The sequence below is a fragment of the Lysobacter sp. CC-YZS074 genome (genome assembly GCF_056739745.1).
Genome location: NZ_CP200301.1, coordinates 1,284,307 through 1,302,454, shown reverse-complemented (window position 1 = coordinate 1,302,454; position 18,148 = coordinate 1,284,307). Strand labels below are relative to the sequence as shown.

Sequence of the window (18,148 nt, the reverse complement as noted above, 5' to 3'; positions counted from 1 at the left end):
TGATGCCGCTCAAGCCGAAAATGTGACACAGTTCGTCCAAATCTGCCCGGTCACCTTTGCGAACGTTTCGTTAAGGCAACTTTCCGGCGCTCAACTTCGCCAATAAGTTGGCACGCGAATTGCGACGGGGTTCGCAGTCCTTCCCAATTGAGCGCCGACCCGCGCCGGAGTCCGACCGATGAAGCTTCTGAATGCCTCCCTGATCGCCGCCGCCCTGTCGGCCGCCGCCCTCGCCCCGGCGCACGCCGCCGACAACCAGACCTTCGACGTCACGATCTCGATCGACGAGTCCTGCGACGTGACCTCGACCGAGAACATCTCGTTCGGCACCGACGTGCTGGCCAGCGCCGGCTCCGCCGAGGCCGAAGGCGACGTGGTCGTGCAGTGCACCGTCGACACCGCCTACAACCTCGCGCTGGATGCCGGCAACAACGGCGGCAACGACGTCAACGCCCGCAAGATGGAGCACTCCGGTGGCGTCGCCACCATTCCGTACCAGCTGTACCAGGAAACCGCACGCACCACCGTGTGGGGCGAGACCACCGGCACCGGCGGCAACACCGCGACCGGCACCGGCACCGGCTTCGGCACCGGCGCGGCATTCGACCGTGTCCACACCGTGTACGCCGAGGCGACCATCCCGGGCACCGCGCTGGCCGGTAACTACACCGACACCATCACCGCCACCGTGACGTTCTGATAGCGGGAGAGCCGGAGCGGGCAGCCGTCCGCCCCCGGCGCCGAGCGGCACGGGCAGCCTGCCCGTGCCGCAACCCCGCGCGCACGCCCGCCGAGTCCCGCCTCCCGTGAACGCCCTCAAGTCGACGCTGATCGCGGCGATGCTGGCCGGCTGCATCGCCGTGCCGGCCCGGGCGCAGGATTGCGGAGGCGCCTGCACCACCCGCTTCGAGGTTTCGCTCGACGTGGTGGCCAGTTGCAGCTTCACCGGCAGCACCGACGTCGGCTTCGGCAGCCACCCCGTGGTGCCGGGCCAGCAACTGGATGCCTACGGCGCGCTGACCGTCCGCTGCAACGTGCCGGTGTCGTACAGCATCAGCCTCGACGACGGCCTGCATGGCAGCGGAGTCACCGGACGCCGCATGGCCTCAGGCAGCGGCGACACCATCGCCTACCAGCTCTACAGCGGCGCCACCGGGCTCAACCCGTGCACCGCGGCGACGGGCATCCAGTGGGGCGACGCCAGCGGCGGGTGCATCTACCGTGGCAGCTACGCCGGCACCCCGCAGGACATCCAGGTCCACGGACGGCTTACGATCGATAACCCGCGTGCCGGCGACTACAGCGATACCGTCACCGCCACGATCACGTATTGAACGCCCAGCCCATGAGCCGACGTTTTTCCCCGTTCCGCACCGCCCTGGCCTTGGCCGCCCTGCTCGGCCTCGCCACGCCAGCGCTGGCGGCGAGCCTGCAGGTGGCGCCGACCATGGTGGAACTGCAGGCCAGCGAGAACGGCGAGGCGGTCTGGCTCAGCAACACCGCCGCCGACACGCCGGTCCGCGCGCAGGTGCGGCTGTTCCGCTGGACCCAGGTCGACGGCGAGGACACGCTGGAGCCGACCCGTGACCTCGCCATCAGCCCGCCGCTGGTTGAACTGGCCGGTGGCGCGCGCCAGCTGGTGCGCATCATCCGCACCGGCCCGCCGCCGACCGGCACCGAAGCGAGCTACCGGATCATCGTCGACGAGGTACCCGACGGCAGCGCCGCCGAGCAGACCGGGCTGAAATTCCTGCTGCGCTACTCGATCCCGGTGTTCGTGCTGCCTGAAGGCGAGGCGCCGGTCACCTATCGTCTCGCGCCGCGGCTGGAGTACACCGGCGACGCCGCGACCCTCGTGGTGGCCAACCACGGCGGCCAGCATGCGCAGCTCGCCGACCTCGCCTACGTCGACGCCAGCGGCAGGCGCCACGAACTGCTGGCCGGGCTGGTCGGATACGTGCTGCCGGGCCAGACCATGCGCTGGGCGCTTCCCGCGTTCGCGTCCCGCTATGCCGATGGCGGCAGCTTCCAGGTAAGGATCAATGGCGAAGCCGCCGAGCAGACGCTCGCGCTCGACCCCGAGGCGCGTTGAACTCCTGCTGCTGGCCTGCTGCTTGCCGGTGCCCGCACTGGCGGCCGGCGCCGCCGTGCCACCGTCCGAACCGCCGTCCGCGCAGGCCGACATCCCGCTCTACCTCGACGTCGAGCTGAACCGGCAGCCGACCGGCCTGCTGCTGCCGTTCGTGCTGCGCGACGGCCGCCTGCATGCCGGCGCCGACACCCTCGCCCGGCTCGATTTCACTCTGCCCGGCATCGCGCCCGGCCAGCTGGTCGCGCTCGAGGATATCCCCGGCGTGCAGGTCGACTACGACGCCGGCCTGCAGCGCGTGGCGATCAGCGCACCGCTGTCGCAGCTGGCGCTGGAACGCACCGTCATCGCGCCCGAACGCACGGAGCTGCTGCCGGCCACCAACTCCCCCGGCCTGCTGCTCAACTACGACCTGTACGCCAACCACTCCGGCCAGTCCAGCAACGCCACCGCCTACGGCGAGCTGCGCGCGTTCGGCGGCAACTACGGCGTGCTCAGCACCACCGCGGTGACCCGCGCGTTCCGCAGCGACGCCGACGACCACTGGCGCGGCGACAGCGCGCGCCTGGATTCCAGCTGGCAATGGTCATTCCCGCGCTCGATGCTCAGCCTCGCAGTCGGCGACACCACCACCGGCAACCTCGGCTGGACCCGCGCGATCCGGGTCGGCGGCATCCGCCTCGGGCGCGACTTCGGCCTGCAGCCCTACCGCGTGACCACGCCGCTGCCCGCCTTCCTCGGCGAGGTGGCGGTGCCGTCCGAGCTGGAGCTGTACGTCAACGGCGTCAAGCAGTATTCCGGCGAGGTGCCGGTCGGACCGTTCCAGCTGATCTCGCAGCCGGGCATCAACGGCGCCGGCAACGCGCAGCTGGTCATCACCGACGCGTTCGGCGCGGTGCGCACGCTGAGCTTTCCGTTCTACGCCAGCCAGAACCTGCTCGCCGACGGACTGTCGGACTGGTCGGTCACCGCCGGCGTGATCCGCGAGGACTACGGCCTGGAGTCGTTCTCCTATGGCAGCCAGCCGGTGGCCAGCGGCGAGCTGCGCTACGGCGTCACCGACGCGTTCACGATCGAAGCGCATGGCGAGGGCGGCGACGGCCTGCGCAACGGCGGCGTCGGCGCGGTGTGGTCGCTCGGCCGCGCCGGCATCGTCAGCGGCTCCTGGGCCGGCAGCGACTGGCACGACCGCAGCGGCAGCCAGACGGCGTTGGCGTACAGCTGGAACAACTCGCGCTTCAACCTGTCGCTCGGCACCCAGCGCACCCATGACGACTACCGCGACCTCGCCTCCGGCTACGGCCAGCCCCCCGCGCGCGCCAGCGACCGCGCCCTGGTCGGCTGGAACTCCGCGCTGCTGGGCAGCTTCGGCGCCAGCTACCTGCGCCTGCGGTACCCCGAATCCGATGCCAGCCGCTACGCCAGCGCCTACTGGAACCGCAACTTCGGCCGCAACCTCGCGCTCAACTTCAGCGTCAACCAGAACCTCGACGAGTCCGACGACCGCAGCTTCTACCTCGGCATCTCGGTCAACCTCGGCGAGCGCCGCGCGCTCAACACCTCGCTGCAACGCAACGCCGGCCGCGACAGCGCCAACGTCGACCTCAGCCAGTCGGTGCCGACCGCGGGCGGCGTGAGCTGGCGCCTGCGTGCCAGCCATGCCGACGGCGGCGACGCCAGCGGGCTGGTCGAAGCCGGCTGGCTCGGCGATCACGGCCGGGTCAACGCCGGCATCGCCGGCTCGGCGGGCAACTGGTACGGCTATGCCGGCGCCAGCGGCGGACTGGTGCTGATGAGCGGTGACGTGTTCGCCTCGCGCAGCGTCAACGATGCCTTCGCAGTGGTGTCCACCGGCGACGTCACGGGTGTGCCGGTCAAGCTGGAAAACCGCCTGATCGGCACCACCAACGACAACGGCCTGTTGCTGGTCACGCCGCTCAGCGCCTGGCAGCGCAACCGACTGGCGATCGACCCGATGGACCTGCCGGCCAACATGCGGCTGGGCCAGGTCGAGGTGTTCGCCGTGCCGAGCGACCGCGCCGGCACCGAGGTGCGGTTCGACGTGCAGCCGGTGCGCGCCGCGGTGGTGGTGCTGCACGACGCCAGGGGCGAGCCGCTGGCCGCCGGCGGCGCCGCGGTGCTCGAGGGCAATCCGGCCCCGGCGACCTTCATCGGCTACGACGGCGAGGTCTACCTCGACGCGCTGGACGACCGCAACATCCTGCACGTCACCACCGCGGCCGGCACCTGCCGCGTGGCTTTCGACTACCCCGACACCGGCGCCCCGATCCCGCGGATCGGTCCGTTGACCTGCACCCCGGAGGAATCGCCATGAACTGGCTGCGTTGCGTGATGGTCCTGCTGCTGGGCGTGGCGGGGTTGGCGTGCTCGCCCGGACTGCGGGCGGAAACCGTGTGTTCGGCCTCCATGAGCAACCTCGAGTTCGGACTGGGCAACACCACCACCGCCGTGATCGACTACGAGTGCACCACCCGGGACGCCGTGTTTTCCAACCGCGCGGATGTCTCGATGTGTTTCGCGATCGGCGCCGGCTCAAGCCCCGGTAGCACCGTCACCCAGCGACGGATGAACAACAGCTTCAACGACTCTTTGAACTTCGTCATCCACAAGAGCGCTTCGAATCCGGCGGACAACTGGGGCGGCTCGGCGCCGACCCACTACGCGTTCAACGTCCATTACGCGCTGACCGGCTTCATTCTCTATGGCGGGTCGGCGTCGGGCCAGGTCGTCGTCCACGGCCGCATCCCTTCGCGCGCCGGGGTCGCACCAGGCGACTACAGCAGCCGGTTCAACGACACCGACCTCGACTACCGCTACCGTGACTCATGGCTGGGCAGCAACCCGTCAAGTTGCGACAGCGGCGGCCAGGGCGGCGGCAGTGGGGTGTTCCCGTTCACGGCCCGGGCCAAGGTGCCCGGCAGCTGCAGCGTCGTCACCGCCAGCGACATGAGCTTCAACCCCGGCGGAATGCCGCTGACAGGCACCCGCACGGGCAACCTCGCCAGCACGTCCACCATCGACCTGACCTGCACCCGCCGCACCACCTGGCAGGTCGGCCTTGACGATGGACTGCACGCCACCGCCGCGGGGGTGCGGCAGATGTGCAACCCCGGCGGCGCCTGCATCGCCTACCGGTTGAACAAACCCGACGGAAACACGCCCTGGGGCGACGACATCGACGTCAACACCGTGGAAGGCACCAGCGCCGGCACCCGCCAGTCGCTGACCGTCCACGGCCGGGTGGCCGACCAGCCACTGCAGCAGGCCGGCCGCTACAGCGACACCGTCAAGGTCGTGCTGACCTACTGACTTCCGCGGCCCTGGCGCCCTGCGCGTGACGGCTCTCACACTTCGGAGACGAACTCCGGAATACCTTCGAAAACGTGCCCGAAACCGGCTCAACTTTTGCAGGAGCCGGCCGACACATTGTCTGACCCGTCTCGTCCCACGTGGACGAGCGCCAGGAGCAGTCAATGCACGTCTGGAAGCCCATCGCCGCGCTCACCGTGGCCGCCTGCCTGGCATGCGGACCCGCGTGGGCGGATTCGAAGGGGGTCATCCGGGTCGGCATCACCATCGTCCACGGTTGCACCGCCGACACCACGCCGGTCCGGGCGCGACCCGCCCCGTTGCAGGTGGACTGCTCCGGCCGGGTGCCCTACCAGGTGACCACCACCGATCGCCCCGTTGACGCCGCATACCGCTCGGCCACCGTCCCCGACGAGCGCACCGGCACCCGGATCGCCACGCTGACGTTCTAGGCGCCCGCACGCCGGCGGCTGCCCGATTGCTCCACCGCGCCCCGGCGGGTACAATCCGCCGGATGCCCGGACCGCGTCCGCGCACCGCCAACGTCGGGCGTCACCGACGAATACACACCTGCTGCCAACACCCGTGCCGGGGTGCCTCGAACATCCTTTGGGATCAAGAGGTTCGGCCACGGAAGCCGCAGGGAGGCCCAACCCCGGAATCCACGCTTCGGTCCTGCCGAGGCAGCCGCCCCACCCTATCCGGCGGCCAGGGTTCCACTGCCTGGAGTTACAAGCAATGCCCCAGATCACCATGCGCCAGATGCTGGAAGCCGGCGTCCACTTCGGCCACCAGACCCGTTACTGGAACCCGAAGATGGGCCCGTACATCTTCGGCGCCCGCGGCAAGATCCACATCATCAACCTCGAGAAGACCGTTCCGCTGTTCAACGACGCGATGAACTTCATCTCGGGCGTCGCCCAGAAGCGCGGCATGATCCTGTTCCTCGGCACCAAGCGCAGCGCGCGCGAGTCGATCAAGGAAGAAGCCGAGCGCTGCGGCATGCCTTACATGACCCAGCGCTGGCTCGGCGGCACCCTGACCAACTTCGCCACCGTGAAGAAGTCGGTCGCGCGCCTGAAGGAGCTGGAAGCGGCCGAGACCGACGGCACCTTCGACAAGCTGGTCAAGCACGAGGTGCTCACCCTGCGCCGCGAGCGTGACAAGCTCGAGGCCTCGCTGGGCGGCATCAAGGAGATGAACCGCCTGCCCGACGCCCTGTTCGTGATCGATATCGGCCACGAAGACATCGCCATCAAGGAAGCCCGCAAGCTGGGCATCCCGGTCGTGGCGGTGGTCGACACCAACTACGATCCGGCGCTGGTCGACTACGCGATCCCGGGCAACGACGACGCCATCCGCGCCGTCCAGCTGTACGCCCGCGCCGCCGCCGACGCCGTGCTGGAAGGCAAGGCTGCCGCGCCGCAGGCTGCCAGCGTCCGCGAGGAAGACTTCAACGCCGACGGCGAAGCCGGTGAGAAGCCGCGTCGCGCCCCGGCCAAGAAGGCCGCCGCGAAGAAGGATGCCAAGGCCGAGGACAAGACGGCCGAGGGCGAGGCCGCCGAAGCGCCGGCAGCCGAGTAAGAACGGTGTCATGCGGCCGCGCGACATTGCGCGGTCGCACTTTCCTTTTGTAGGAGCGGCTTGAGCCGCGATCGCGCCACCGGCGCGGCGAACGATCGGCAGGTCGCGGCTGAAGCCGCTCCTACACACATCCGAATTCAGAGGTAACCCCATGGCAGAGATCACCGCTTCCCTGGTCAAGGAACTGCGCGAGCGCACCGGCGCCGGCATGATGGAGTGCAAGAAGGCGCTCACCGAGAACAATGGCGACGTCGAAGCGTCGGCCGAATGGCTGCGCAAGCAGGGCCTCGCCAAGGCTGACAAGAAGGCCAGCCGCGTCGCCGCCGAAGGCCGCATCTCCGCCGCCCAGGCCGAGGGCAAGGCCGTGCTGGTCGAGATCAACTCCGAAACCGACTTCGTCGCCAAGGACACCAACTTCCTGGCCTTCACCGAGGCCACGGCCGACGCCGCACTCGGCGCCGCCGACGTCGACGCGTTGAAGGCCACCAAGCTGGCTTCCGGGGAGACCGTCGAGGAGGCCCGCTCGGCCCTGATCGCCAAGGTCGGCGAGAACGTGCAGGTCCGCCGCATGGCGCGCATCGACAGCGGCAACACCGTCGCCGCCTACGTCCACGGCGGCCGCATCGGCGTGCTGGTCGAACTCAAGGGCGGCAGTGACGAACTGGCCCGCGGCCTGGCAATGCATGTCGCGGCCATGAACCCGCCCTACATCTCCCCGGCGCACGTCCCGGCGGATTTCGTGGCGAAGGAAAAGGAAATCGCCCTCGCCCAGGTCAAGGACACCGGCAAGCCGGCCGAGATCCTCGAGAAGATGATCTCCGGCAAGGTCGCCAAGACCGTCAACGAGCTGTGCCTGACCGGCCAGCCATACGTGCTGGACACCAACCAGACCGTCGAGCAGGCCCTCAAGGCCGCCGGCGCCGAAGTGGTCAGCTTCGTGCGTCTCGCCGTCGGCGAAGGCATCGAGAAGCAGGCAGATGACTTTGCTTCGGAAGTGATGAAGCAGGCCGGTTTGGCGTAAACGGTACTCACTGCTCCAGCAAAAAAGCCGCGACTAGTTCGCGGCTTTTTTGCTGTCTGCCAATAAAACTGGGCCGCCTTACGGCGGCCCCAATGAAGAGAGATGCACCTTCGGCGCCTTACGGCGCCGAAGGGTCTTGCAGCGATCAGAAGTCGTAACGCACTGCGAAACGCACACTTCGCGGGGTCGAGTAGCTGAGAACCCGGTTGGTGCTCGAGTAAGGCACACCCGGACCGCCATTTTCACCGTACTCGACAATGCTTTGGGCTTCCTGCTCGTCGAACACGTTGAACACGTCAAGCGAGAATTCCAGCGCGTTATTCGCCCAGTTCGGAGCGTAGGCGACACCCAGGTCCAGCTTGTTGGTCCACGGCAGGCGACCACTGGTGCCACGCGGCACCGGCTCGCCATTACAGAAATGATAGTACGGGCCGCCGTAAGCGTAATTGGCAACAAAGTCTTCGGTTTCAGGCGTATCGGGATAATAGCCCGTGCAATTCTTCGGACGGCCCGACTGGAAGGTCGCGGTTGCCGAGAAGCGCCACTCCGGCGTCAACTGATAGAAGCCATAGGCCTTGATGTAATGACGGCGGTCATTGGGCAGATAGCCATTGGCATATTCCATCAGCTCCGGATGGTCCCAATCCATGGTCTGCGATACGTCACCTTGGCCCACGTCGGACTTGAGCTGGCCTTCGGCATTACCGTAGTTGCGCGACAGCGTGTAGTCGACACGGCCGTACCAGGTTCCGTCGAATGGACGCTCCACGAAGAAGTCGATGCCTTGGTACATGCGCTTGAGCTGGGGGAAGCCCAACTCGTCGGCCGTGAGAGCCACCTCGACCAGATTGCCCGACCCATCGTCGAGCATGAAGGTATTGTCCTCACCCGGATTGAACAGGCGGCACGATGCGAGCTCGTTACCGAGCTGGTCGGCCATTTCCTCGGACATGCCCTGGTCGATCGCCCAGTTGTACGCAGGGCGGTAGTCACACATGTCATCGATCGCGGCCTTCAGATCGCGATGGACATAACGTGCACCGACATTCATCGAATCGGTGAGGCGCTTTTCAAACCCGAGCACGAACTCGTCCTGGTAGTGGGGATCGAGATCGCTCGCCGTAACCGAGTCGGGGTGAGGTGCCTGGCCATATTCGCGGTTGGACGAATAAGGACCATCACCCAGCGGAGTAAGCCCCAGCGGCTCACCGGTTTCAGGGTCGATGCCGGTAAACGCGAAGTACTCATTCGTGTACAGCGAGCCCGCTGCGCCGCGCAGCGCGACGTTGTTAGGCATCGCCAGATGATAGCGGCCGGCATTGGCGAACACCTTCAGGGACGCATCACCGAAGACGTCCCAGCTGGCACCCAGACGCGGGGCCCACTGGTCCTTCTGCTCGGCGTAGATCACACCGTCAGCGTTGAAATTCTGGAAGGATTCGTTGCGAATACCCAGCGTTAGCAATACGTCTTCAGTGACCTGCCAGCGGTCCTCAAGATAGTAGGCGGCCTGGTCCACCGAGAACGTACCGCCATTGGCATACACATACCGGGACACGTAGTCGCCGTTGCCGCCCGGGCATGCGGCACCGCCGCCACCCTGGATTGGTTCGCCGCCGTTACCGGTGCCGCAGGTGTCATAGATCCACCGATACCCTGGACCCGAAGTGACTTCGCCTGCGCGAGAAGTCGAATCCTGCCGGTCGTAGCCGACCCTGACGGTATGGTCACCCACCAGCCACTCGAGATCGACTCGGAAACCCTCCGTCTCGTCAAATGCGTCGGGGAAGGCAAGCTGCGCATAGGTACCGCTCTGCACTGGATTTGCAATCGAGCGATCGTCACTCACGTAAACAACGCTCGGGTCATAACCGAACGGCACAGCTATGTGATCCGACTTCTGCTGGCCGTACATCGCGGTGAGCGTAAGCGAATCGGACAGATAGCCCGTGTAGCGCCCGATGTAGAGCTCGCCGCCATCTTCGTAGTAGTACCCACCGAGCTTTTCGTCGCCCCGGATGGTCTCATTGGTACCTGGAGTGTAGACGTACGGGAAGTAGTCGACCGTCTCCTTCTCCAGGTCTGAAACTGCGGTGAATTCGACGATGTGGTTGTCGGTGATGTTCCAGTCGAACTTCGCCATCCAACGCGGAATTTCGAAGTGCGACTCGCGGTAGCCGTTGGTCTCGCCACCCGGACGTGCCAGGACATTTTTCTGGTCCTGCTCTTCAACCTCACCCGACACGTACATGAACAGGCGGTCTTTGACTAGCGGCCCACCGGCGTACAGGCCGTACGTCCAGGAGTTGACTTCGATCTCCTCGCGCTTCTGATAGATCAGCCCGTCGTTGGCGGTCCCGTTATCGGGGTAGATGATGTTCTCGTACTCTGCACGAAGGCTGGCCGGGCGGTAGGTCATCAGACCACCGAACTCCCACTCGTTGCTGCCGCGCTTCGTGACAATGTTCACCACACCACCGGTGGCGCGACCGAACTCCGCACCATAGCCGCCGGTGATGACCTGCATCTGGCTGATGCCATCGAACGGAAGACTCGTAGAACCCAGGTTGGTGAGCGGATTGGTTACCGCATAACCATTGATGTAGAAGGCATTTTCAGAAGCGGCCGAGCCACCGAACGATGCTGTTCCCGGATAACGGGAGTCTGCCTGGACCACACCGGGGGCAAGCAGAGCCACCGCCTCGATGCTCCGCCCGACGGGCAGCTTTTCCAATTGTTGGGCGGTAAACGTCGTACGGGTGTCGGTGGAGGAAACGTCGATGAACGAAGCCGCCGACCCGGTCACGACCACCCGGTCGAGGTCGGTAGCCGCCGCGCCATCCGCGCCGCCTGCGGCGGCGAAGGACACTTCACGGCCACCGCCCAAGGTGACCTGAACATCTTCTTTCGTGGCCAGCACTTGACCGTCGCGCTGGAGAGTCACTGTGTACTCGCCGGTAGGCAGCGCGGTGGCGGTGTAGCGGCCGCTCGCATCACTGGTGATCTGACGGGTCAGGCCAGTGTCAACGTTCTGAATGACGATAGTGGTTCCAGGCTCTCCCGTGGAACCGAAGATGGAGCCAGCAGCGTTGGACTGCGCGTTAGCAACACCTGAAGCAAAGCAAATACCAAGTGCGACTGTCAGCGCACTGCGACGTAGCGCGCGATTGATCGTGGGTTTTGACACTGATGACTCCCCTAGGTGCAGAAGGACGGAAACCCGTATCGGGCTTCTCGACTATGTCTTTGGTCACGCCTGGTTAACAAGCCAGTAAGGAAATGTTTATACAATTTTGTGAACTACGTCACATTTTTATAGGGGATTGGGTACTTGTGCGATGCACAACGATGTGAATTTGGCGGGTTCAGCAATGTCGGGCACTTGTGAAACCACGACGATTTCTCCACTCCCATCAGGAGCGGGAGGGCTCAAGTACACTGGTCTGCCCATCTGATCGAGCCACCCCATGTCCCAACTCCCCTACCGCCGCGTCCTCCTCAAACTGTCCGGTGAGGCGCTGATGGGGGCCGAGGACTACGGAATCGATCCACTGGTGATCAACCGCCTTGCGCGTGAGGTCATCGAGGCCCAGGCGGCGGGGGCGGAGATCGCGCTGGTGGTCGGCGGCGGGAACATCTTCCGCGGCGCCGGGCTGGCGGCCGGCGGCATGGACCGGGTCACCGGCGACCACATGGGCATGCTCGCGACGGTGATCAACGCGCTGGCGATGCAGGACGCGCTGGAAAAGCTCGGCGGCAAGGCGCGGGTCATGAGCGCGATCAAGATCAACGACGTGTGCGAGGACTACATCCGCCGTCGCGCCATCCGCCACCTCGAGAAGGGACGGCTGGTGATTTTCGCCGCCGGTACCGGCAACCCGTTCTTCACCACCGATTCGGGCGCGGCGCTGCGGGCGATCGAGATCGGCGCGGACCTGCTGTTGAAGGCGACCAAGGTCGACGGCGTCTACGACAAGGACCCGAACAAGCACGCCGACGCGGTGCGGTTCGACAAGCTGAGCTACGACGAAGTCATCGCCCGCGACCTGCAGGTGATGGACACCGCCGCGTTCGCGTTGGCGCGTGACAGCGACCTGCCATTGCGCATCTTCGACATGAGCCAGCCGGGCGAGCTGTTGCGGATCCTGCGCGGCGAGGAGATCGGCACGCTGGTGCAGGGGCGCGGCTGACGATAGCCGGATTTTTGTAGGAGCGGCTTCAGCCGCGATCGGATGATGGGCGCCCACGCCAGTCACTCGATCGCGGCTGAAGCCGCTTCTACAAGTGCACCGCCCTCTCGGCGCGCTGACCCGATCCCCTGCCCCGATCCCCTGCCCCGGTCTGCGGCTGAAATAGTGTCCGGCGAATGCCCCGTGACACGATCGCGCCATGCATTCCCACGACCACTCGCACAGCCACGGGACCCGCGCGTTTGCCGCGGTGACCCTGATCAACCTGGCCTACACCGCGCTGGAAGCCGGCTACGGCTTCGCCACCAATTCGCTGGCGCTGCTGTCGGACGCGCTGCACAACCTCGGTGACGTGCTCGGCCTGGCGCTGGCCTGGGGCGCGGCGGTGATCGCCCGCCGCGCGCCGACCGACCGCCATACCTACGGGTGGCGTCGCGCCACCCTGCTCTCGCCGCTGGCCAACGCGTTGCTGCTGGTGGCGTTTTCCGGGGCCCTGGCGTGGGAGGCGATACGCCGCTTCAACGCCCCGCCGGAGATTCCGGCGCTTCCGGTGATGCTGGTCGCCGCGCTGGGCATCGCCGTCAATCTCGGTGCGGCCTGGTTCGTGCGCGACGGCCACGACCACGACCTCAACCGGCGTGGCGCGTTCCTGCACCTGATCGCGGACGCGGCGGTGTCGCTGGCCGCCGTCCTGGCCGGCGCCGGCATGTGGTGGCTGGGCTGGAGCTGGCTGGACCCCATGACCGCGCTGCTGATCGGCGTGGTGGTCGCGGTCAGCGCGTTCGGGCTGCTGCGCGAGAGCTTCAATGCCGCCATGGACGCCGTGCCGCGTACCATCGACCGCGAGGCGGTGCGGCTGTTCCTGTGCGCGCAGCCCGGCGTGGCGACCGTGCACCACCTGCACATCTGGTCGCTGGGCGCCGGCGAGATCGCCATGACCGCGCACCTGGTCCGGCCCGACGACCACGACCACGACGCATTCATCGACCGGGTCAACCACGCCCTCGACCGGCAGTTCGGAATCAACCATCCCACGCTGCAGATCGAGCACGGCCACGCCTGCGAGCACGATCGCCACGACCTCGCTCCGCACGGCCACTGACCGCCCGCCGGCGACACCGGGCGCTCCGCTATACTCCCGCGATTACCGTACGAGACCGGAGCCGGCGATGCTCAACGAGATCAAGAAAGACGCCCAGACCCGCATGAACAAGAGCGTCGAGTCGCTGCGCCACGACCTGACCAAGGTCCGCACCGGCCGCGCCTCGACCGCACTGGTCGACCACCTGAAGGTGAACTACTACGGCTCGGACATGCCGCTGACGCAGGTCGCCAGCGTTTCCGTCACCGACGCGCGCTCGCTCACGATCACCCCGTGGGAGAAGCAGATGGTGTCCGCGGTGGAGAAGGCGATCATCAACTCCGACCTCGGCCTGACCCCGAACACCGCCGGCACCGTGATCCGGATCAACCTGCCGGCACTGACCGAGGAGCGCCGCAAGGAGCTGTCCAAGCACGTGCACGGCGAGGGCGAGAACGCCAAGGTGGCGATCCGCAACATCCGCCGCGACGCCAATCACCAGGTCAAGGAACTGCTGAAGGAAAAGGCGGTGTCGGAAGACGACGCCAGCCGCAGCGAGGCGGACATCCAGAAGATCACCGACGAAGCGATCAAACACGTCGACGAGGTGGTCAAAGCCAAGGAACAGGAGCTGATGGCCGTTTGACGGTGGCGACGCGCCCCTACAAGGCCATGCCAGCCCCCGCTTCCCTGCCCGCCCGAGTTCCCCGCCACCTCGCCGTCATCATGGACGGCAACGGCCGCTGGGCCGAGCGTCGGCGCCGCCCCCGCATGATCGGCCACCGCGCCGGGGCAAGGGCGGTCAACGTGTGCATCGACTTCTGCCTCGACAAGGGCATCGGTGCGCTCACCCTGTTCGCGTTCTCCAGCGAGAACTGGGGCCGGCCGGAGGACGAGGTCGGGGCGCTCATGAAGCTGTTCATGAACGCGCTGGAGCGGGAGGTCGACGAACTCGACCGCCGCCATGTGCGGGTGCGCTTCATCGGCGAGCGCGAGCGTTTCACCCCGGCCATCGTCCGTCGCATGGACGCCGCCGAGGCGCAGACGGCCGGTAACGACCGCCTGCACCTGACCATCGCCGCCAGCTACGGCGGCCGCTGGGACATCGCCCGTGCGGCGCGTTCGCTCGCCGCCGATGTCGCCGCGGGCAAACTCGCTCCCGATGCCATCGACGAGGCGACCCTGGGCACCCGCATGGCACTGGCCGACCTGCCGTCGCCCGACCTGTTCATCCGTACCGGCGGGGAGATGCGCATCAGCAACTTCCTGCTGTGGCAGATGGCCTATACCGAACTGTGGTTCACCGATCTGTTGTGGCCCGAGCTGGATGCGGCGACACTGCAGAGCGCGCTCGACGATTACGCCGGCCGCGAACGCCGCTTCGGCCTGACCGGCGCGCAGCTGGCCGCCCCCGACGAGACCCCCGAATGACCCGAACCCGATTCCTCGCCGCGCTGGTGATGGCCCCGGTCGCGATCGTCGCGATCCTGCTGCTGCCGACCGACTGGATGATGATGCTCGCCGCGGTGGTGTTCCTGCTCGGGCTGTGGGAATGGTTCGGCCTGGCCGAAATCGACGATCCGCTTTCCCGCACCGTCCTGCTGCTCGCGCACCTCGCGTTGATGGTGGCGCTGGTCTGGGCCTCGCGCTCCAGCAGTGGCTACAGCTTCGTGCTGTTCCAGTTGATGACCGTGGTGGGCGTGGTCTGGTGGTTGCTGGCGGTGGCGTGGCTCGGTCGATACCGGTTCGCCAGCGACCACGACACCCACGCACGCATCTTCAAGCTTGGCGCCGCGGCGCTGAGCATGATCCCGGCCTGGTGCGCGCTGGCATGGATCCACGCCAGCGAACCCAACGGCCACCGCTGGTTGCTGACGGCGTTGGCCGTGGTCTGGGCCGCCGATACGGGCGCCTACTTCGCCGGCCGGCGTTTCGGCAAGCACAAACTCGCCCCGCGGATCAGCCCAAACAAGACCGTGGAAGGCCTGGCCGGCGGCATGCTCGCGGCGGTGCTGGCCGGTATCGGATTCAGCCTGATCGCCGGCGCCGCGCCAGAACAACTGCCGGCGGTCGCACTGGTCGCACTCGCCGCGGGATTGTTCTCGGTGGTCGGCGACCTCTTCGAGAGTCTGCTCAAGCGCCATGTGGGAGTGAAGGACTCCGGCCACCTGATCCCGGGGCACGGCGGCATCCTGGACCGGCTAGACGGCGTCCTTGCGGCGCTGCCCGCCTTCGCGCTCGGCAAGGCGTTGCTGGGCTTCTGAAGATGAAGCAGGTCGCGGTTCTCGGCGCCACCGGATCGATCGGCGCCTCGGCACTGGACGTGATCGCCCGCCACCCGGATCGGCTGCGGCCGGCCATATTGGCCGCCGGACGCCAGGTGGACGCATTGCTCGAGCTGTGCCGCCGCCATCGGCCGGACCACGCGGTCATCGCGGACGAGTCGCTGTTCGGCCGGTTGCGCGACGGCCTGCGCGAGGCGGGACTCGACACCCGCGCACACGCCGGCGACGCCGCGCTGGTGGCGCTGGTCGGCGGCGACGCGTGCGACACGGTCGTCGCCGCGATCGTGGGTGCCGCGGGCCTGCCTTCGACCCTGGCCGCCGCGCGCGCCGGCAAGCGCCTGCTGTTGGCCAACAAAGAATCGCTGGTGCTCGCCGGCGAGTTGCTGATGACCGCCGCTCGCGATGGCGGTGCCACCATCGTGCCGATCGACAGCGAGCACAACGCGATCTTCCAGTGCCTGCCCGACGCGGCTGCCCACCGCGGCCTGGCGCGGATCATCCTCACCGCCTCGGGCGGCCCGTTCCGTGGCCGCCGCCGCGCTTCGCTCGAGGCCGTCACCGTCGAACAGGCCATCGCCCATCCCAAGTGGTCGATGGGTCCGAAGATCTCGGTGGATTCGGCCACCCTGATGAACAAGGGCCTGGAGGTGATCGAGGCGCGCCACCTGTTCGGCGTGCCCGCTGGGCGCATCGAGGTGCTGGTGCACCCGCAGAGCCTGGTCCACTCGCTGGTGGAGTTCGTCGACGGCTCGACCCTCGCCCAGCTTGGCCTGCCTGACATGCGCACCGCGCTCGCGGTGGGGTTCGGCTGGCCCGAGCGGATCGCCTCGGGGGTCTCCGGCCTCGACCTGGTCGCCCAGGGCGGCCGGCTGGACTTCGAGCCGCCGGACCTGGACGCGTTCCCCTGCCTGCGACTCGCCTTTCAGGCACTGGCGGCCGGCGGCACGGCGCCGGCGGTCCTCAACGCCGCCAACGAGGTGGCGGTTTCAGCCTTTCTTCAGCGCCGGGTCGGTTTCCTGTCGATCCCTGCGATCGTCGAGGACACCCTCGCCGCACTTCCACCCGAATCCGCGGTCTCACTGGACGCCCTGCACGAGGTCGACGCCCGCGCGCGCCACGTGGCGGGGCAGTCCGTGCCCCGACGGGCCACGGCATGACCGTCCATTTTCCAGAGTTCCGCCATGACTGAGTTCCTCGGTTCGATCTGGTGGCTGATCGTCAGCCTTGGCGTGCTGGTGACCTTCCACGAGTTCGGCCACTACTGGGTGGCACGCCGATGCGGCGTGCGCGTGCTGCGGTTCTCGGTCGGTTTCGGCAAGCCGCTGTGGTCGCGGCGGGGCCGCGATGGCACCGAATACGTGCTGGCGGCGCTCCCGCTCGGCGGCTACGTCAAGATGCTCGACGAGCGCGAAGGCGAGGTACCCGCGGAGCAGCTGCAACAGGCGTTCAACCGCAAGCCGGTGTGGAAGCGCATCGCCATCGTCGCCGCCGGTCCGCTCGCCAACCTGCTGCTGTGCGTGGCGCTGTTCTGGGCGATGTTCGTCATCGGCCGTCCGGACTATGCGCCCGTGGTCGGCCCTGTCCAGGGCATCGCCGCCGAGGCCGGCCTGGAGCGCGGCGATGTCGTGCTGCAGGTGGGTGACCGCGCCACGCCGACCTGGAGCGAGGTCCAGCTCGCCCTGATTCCGGCCGCCCTGGACCGTTCGGAAGTGGAACTCCAGGTACGGACGCTCGATGGCGAGGCCGCGGCCCGGACGCTCGACCTGTCGGCGCTCCCGGCCGGCTTTGACGAGCGCCGTGCCATCGAAGCGATCGGGCTGACTCCGCGGCACCTCACGGTCGCCCCGGTGGTCGGGCGGGTGAGTCCGGACACCCCGGCGTGGGGCGTGCTGGCCGAGGGCGACCGCATCACCGCGATCGACGGCTCCCCGGTGCACGGCTGGAGCGACATCGGCCCGCTGGTGCAGCGCCTCGGGGAGCGCGAGGGCCCGGCCATGGTGGAGGTCGAACGTGACGGCGACCGCCTCGCGCTGGAGCTCCAACCCGCGTTGATCCGCCCGGAAGGCGGCGGCGAACCGTACTGGGTGCTCGGCGTCGCCTCGGCACGGCCGGAACTGCCGCCGATGGATGCCGAGTTGCGCTACGGCCCCGCAGCCGCCTTGCCGGCGGCCCTGCGCGAAACCGTGCACCAGGCCGGCGAACTGGTCGCGATGATCGGCCGCGCCTTCACCGGCCGCGTCGAAGTCGAGAACACCGTCGCCGGGCCGATCACCATCGCCCGCGCCGCGAACGCGTACGCCGACCAGGGCGCGGCGTGGTACCTGTCCCTGCTGGCGATGCTTTCGCTGAGCCTGGGCATCCTCAACCTGCTGCCGATCCCGATCTTGGACGGCGGTCACCTGCTGTATTACCTTATCGAGCTGGTCAAGGGCAGCCCGGTCAGCGAGCGGACCATGGCGGTCGGGCAGTACATCGGCCTGGCCCTGATCGTCAGCCTGATGGGCCTGGCGTTCTACAACGACATCGTCAACAACCTGCTGCGCTGATGTCGCCGCGCCCGCCTACCGG

The 18,148-nt window shown here is 67.4% G+C and carries 16 protein-coding genes; 15 read left to right on the top strand and 1 reads right to left on the bottom strand.

Going from position 1 to position 18,148, the window contains the following annotated elements; genetic code table 11:
* Positions 1 to 178: 178 nt before the first annotated feature.
* The 8 genes from U8331_RS05870 (at position 179) to tsf (ending at position 8,024) form a co-directional block, all read left to right on the top strand.
* Entirely contained in the window at positions 179 to 700 is a 522-nt protein-coding gene (locus U8331_RS05870; RefSeq protein WP_481132667.1) for a Csu type fimbrial protein, read from the top strand.
* A 106-nt stretch (positions 701 to 806) separates the two neighbouring features.
* The gene (locus tag U8331_RS05865; RefSeq protein ID WP_481132666.1) at positions 807 to 1,334 is read left to right on the top strand and encodes a Csu type fimbrial protein; all 528 of its coding nucleotides are present in this window, start codon (positions 807 to 809) and stop codon (positions 1,332 to 1,334) included.
* Entirely contained in the window at positions 1,331 to 2,092 is a 762-nt protein-coding gene (locus tag U8331_RS05860) for a fimbrial biogenesis chaperone (protein WP_481132665.1), read from the top strand. Before U8331_RS05865 ends, U8331_RS05860 begins: the two co-directional genes overlap by 4 nt.
* Complete coding sequence (locus tag U8331_RS05855) at positions 2,043 to 4,424, top strand: fimbria/pilus outer membrane usher protein (protein WP_481132664.1); 2,382 nt, start codon at positions 2,043 to 2,045, stop codon at positions 4,422 to 4,424. The genes U8331_RS05860 and U8331_RS05855 overlap by 50 nt, the downstream gene beginning before the upstream one ends.
* The gene (locus U8331_RS05850) at positions 4,421 to 5,419 is read left to right on the top strand and encodes a Csu type fimbrial protein (RefSeq protein WP_481132663.1); all 999 of its coding nucleotides are present in this window, start codon (positions 4,421 to 4,423) and stop codon (positions 5,417 to 5,419) included. The genes U8331_RS05855 and U8331_RS05850 overlap by 4 nt, the downstream gene beginning before the upstream one ends.
* Positions 5,420 to 5,583: 164 nt before the next feature.
* Positions 5,584 to 5,871 carry a hypothetical protein gene (locus U8331_RS05845; RefSeq protein WP_481132662.1) on the top strand — a complete coding sequence of 96 codons (288 nt, stop codon included), beginning with the start codon at positions 5,584 to 5,586 and terminating at the stop codon, positions 5,869 to 5,871.
* Between the two features lie 286 nt (positions 5,872 to 6,157).
* Positions 6,158 to 7,003 (top strand): 30S ribosomal protein S2, encoded by an 846-nt coding sequence (gene rpsB / locus U8331_RS05840; RefSeq protein ID WP_481132661.1) that lies wholly within the window; start codon positions 6,158 to 6,160, stop codon positions 7,001 to 7,003.
* Positions 7,004 to 7,154: 151 nt separating this feature from the next.
* Positions 7,155 to 8,024, top strand: a complete 870-nt coding sequence (gene tsf / locus U8331_RS05835) for a translation elongation factor Ts (RefSeq protein ID WP_481132660.1) — start codon at positions 7,155 to 7,157, stop codon at positions 8,022 to 8,024.
* A gap of 145 nt (positions 8,025 to 8,169) precedes the next feature.
* Here the strand turns inward: tsf and U8331_RS05830 are convergent, their stop codons facing one another.
* Entirely contained in the window at positions 8,170 to 11,211 is a 3,042-nt protein-coding gene (locus U8331_RS05830; RefSeq protein ID WP_481132659.1) for a TonB-dependent receptor, read from the bottom strand.
* A 280-nt stretch (positions 11,212 to 11,491) separates the two neighbouring features.
* Between U8331_RS05830 and pyrH the strand changes: the two genes are divergently transcribed.
* The 7 genes from pyrH (at position 11,492) to rseP (ending at position 18,126) form a co-directional block, all read left to right on the top strand.
* Positions 11,492 to 12,214 carry a UMP kinase gene (pyrH, locus tag U8331_RS05825; RefSeq protein WP_481132658.1) on the top strand — a complete coding sequence of 241 codons (723 nt, stop codon included), beginning with the start codon at positions 11,492 to 11,494 and terminating at the stop codon, positions 12,212 to 12,214.
* A gap of 199 nt (positions 12,215 to 12,413) precedes the next feature.
* Entirely contained in the window at positions 12,414 to 13,316 is a 903-nt protein-coding gene (locus U8331_RS05820; protein ID WP_481132657.1) for a cation diffusion facilitator family transporter, read from the top strand.
* Between the two features lie 67 nt (positions 13,317 to 13,383).
* Positions 13,384 to 13,941, top strand: a complete 558-nt coding sequence (gene frr, locus U8331_RS05815; protein WP_481132656.1) for a ribosome recycling factor — start codon at positions 13,384 to 13,386, stop codon at positions 13,939 to 13,941.
* A gap of 26 nt (positions 13,942 to 13,967) precedes the next feature.
* Complete coding sequence (gene uppS, locus U8331_RS05810; protein ID WP_481132655.1) at positions 13,968 to 14,726, top strand: polyprenyl diphosphate synthase; 759 nt, start codon at positions 13,968 to 13,970, stop codon at positions 14,724 to 14,726.
* Positions 14,723 to 15,559, top strand: a complete 837-nt coding sequence (locus tag U8331_RS05805) for a phosphatidate cytidylyltransferase (protein WP_481132654.1) — start codon at positions 14,723 to 14,725, stop codon at positions 15,557 to 15,559. Before uppS ends, U8331_RS05805 begins: the two co-directional genes overlap by 4 nt.
* 2 nt (positions 15,560 to 15,561) lie before the next feature.
* On the top strand, positions 15,562 to 16,737 hold the full coding sequence (locus tag U8331_RS05800; RefSeq protein ID WP_481132653.1) for a 1-deoxy-D-xylulose-5-phosphate reductoisomerase: 1,176 nt from the start codon (positions 15,562 to 15,564) through the stop codon (positions 16,735 to 16,737).
* Between the two features lie 24 nt (positions 16,738 to 16,761).
* Positions 16,762 to 18,126, top strand: a complete 1,365-nt coding sequence (gene rseP, locus U8331_RS05795; protein ID WP_481132652.1) for an RIP metalloprotease RseP — start codon at positions 16,762 to 16,764, stop codon at positions 18,124 to 18,126.
* Positions 18,127 to 18,148 lie beyond the last annotated feature (22 nt).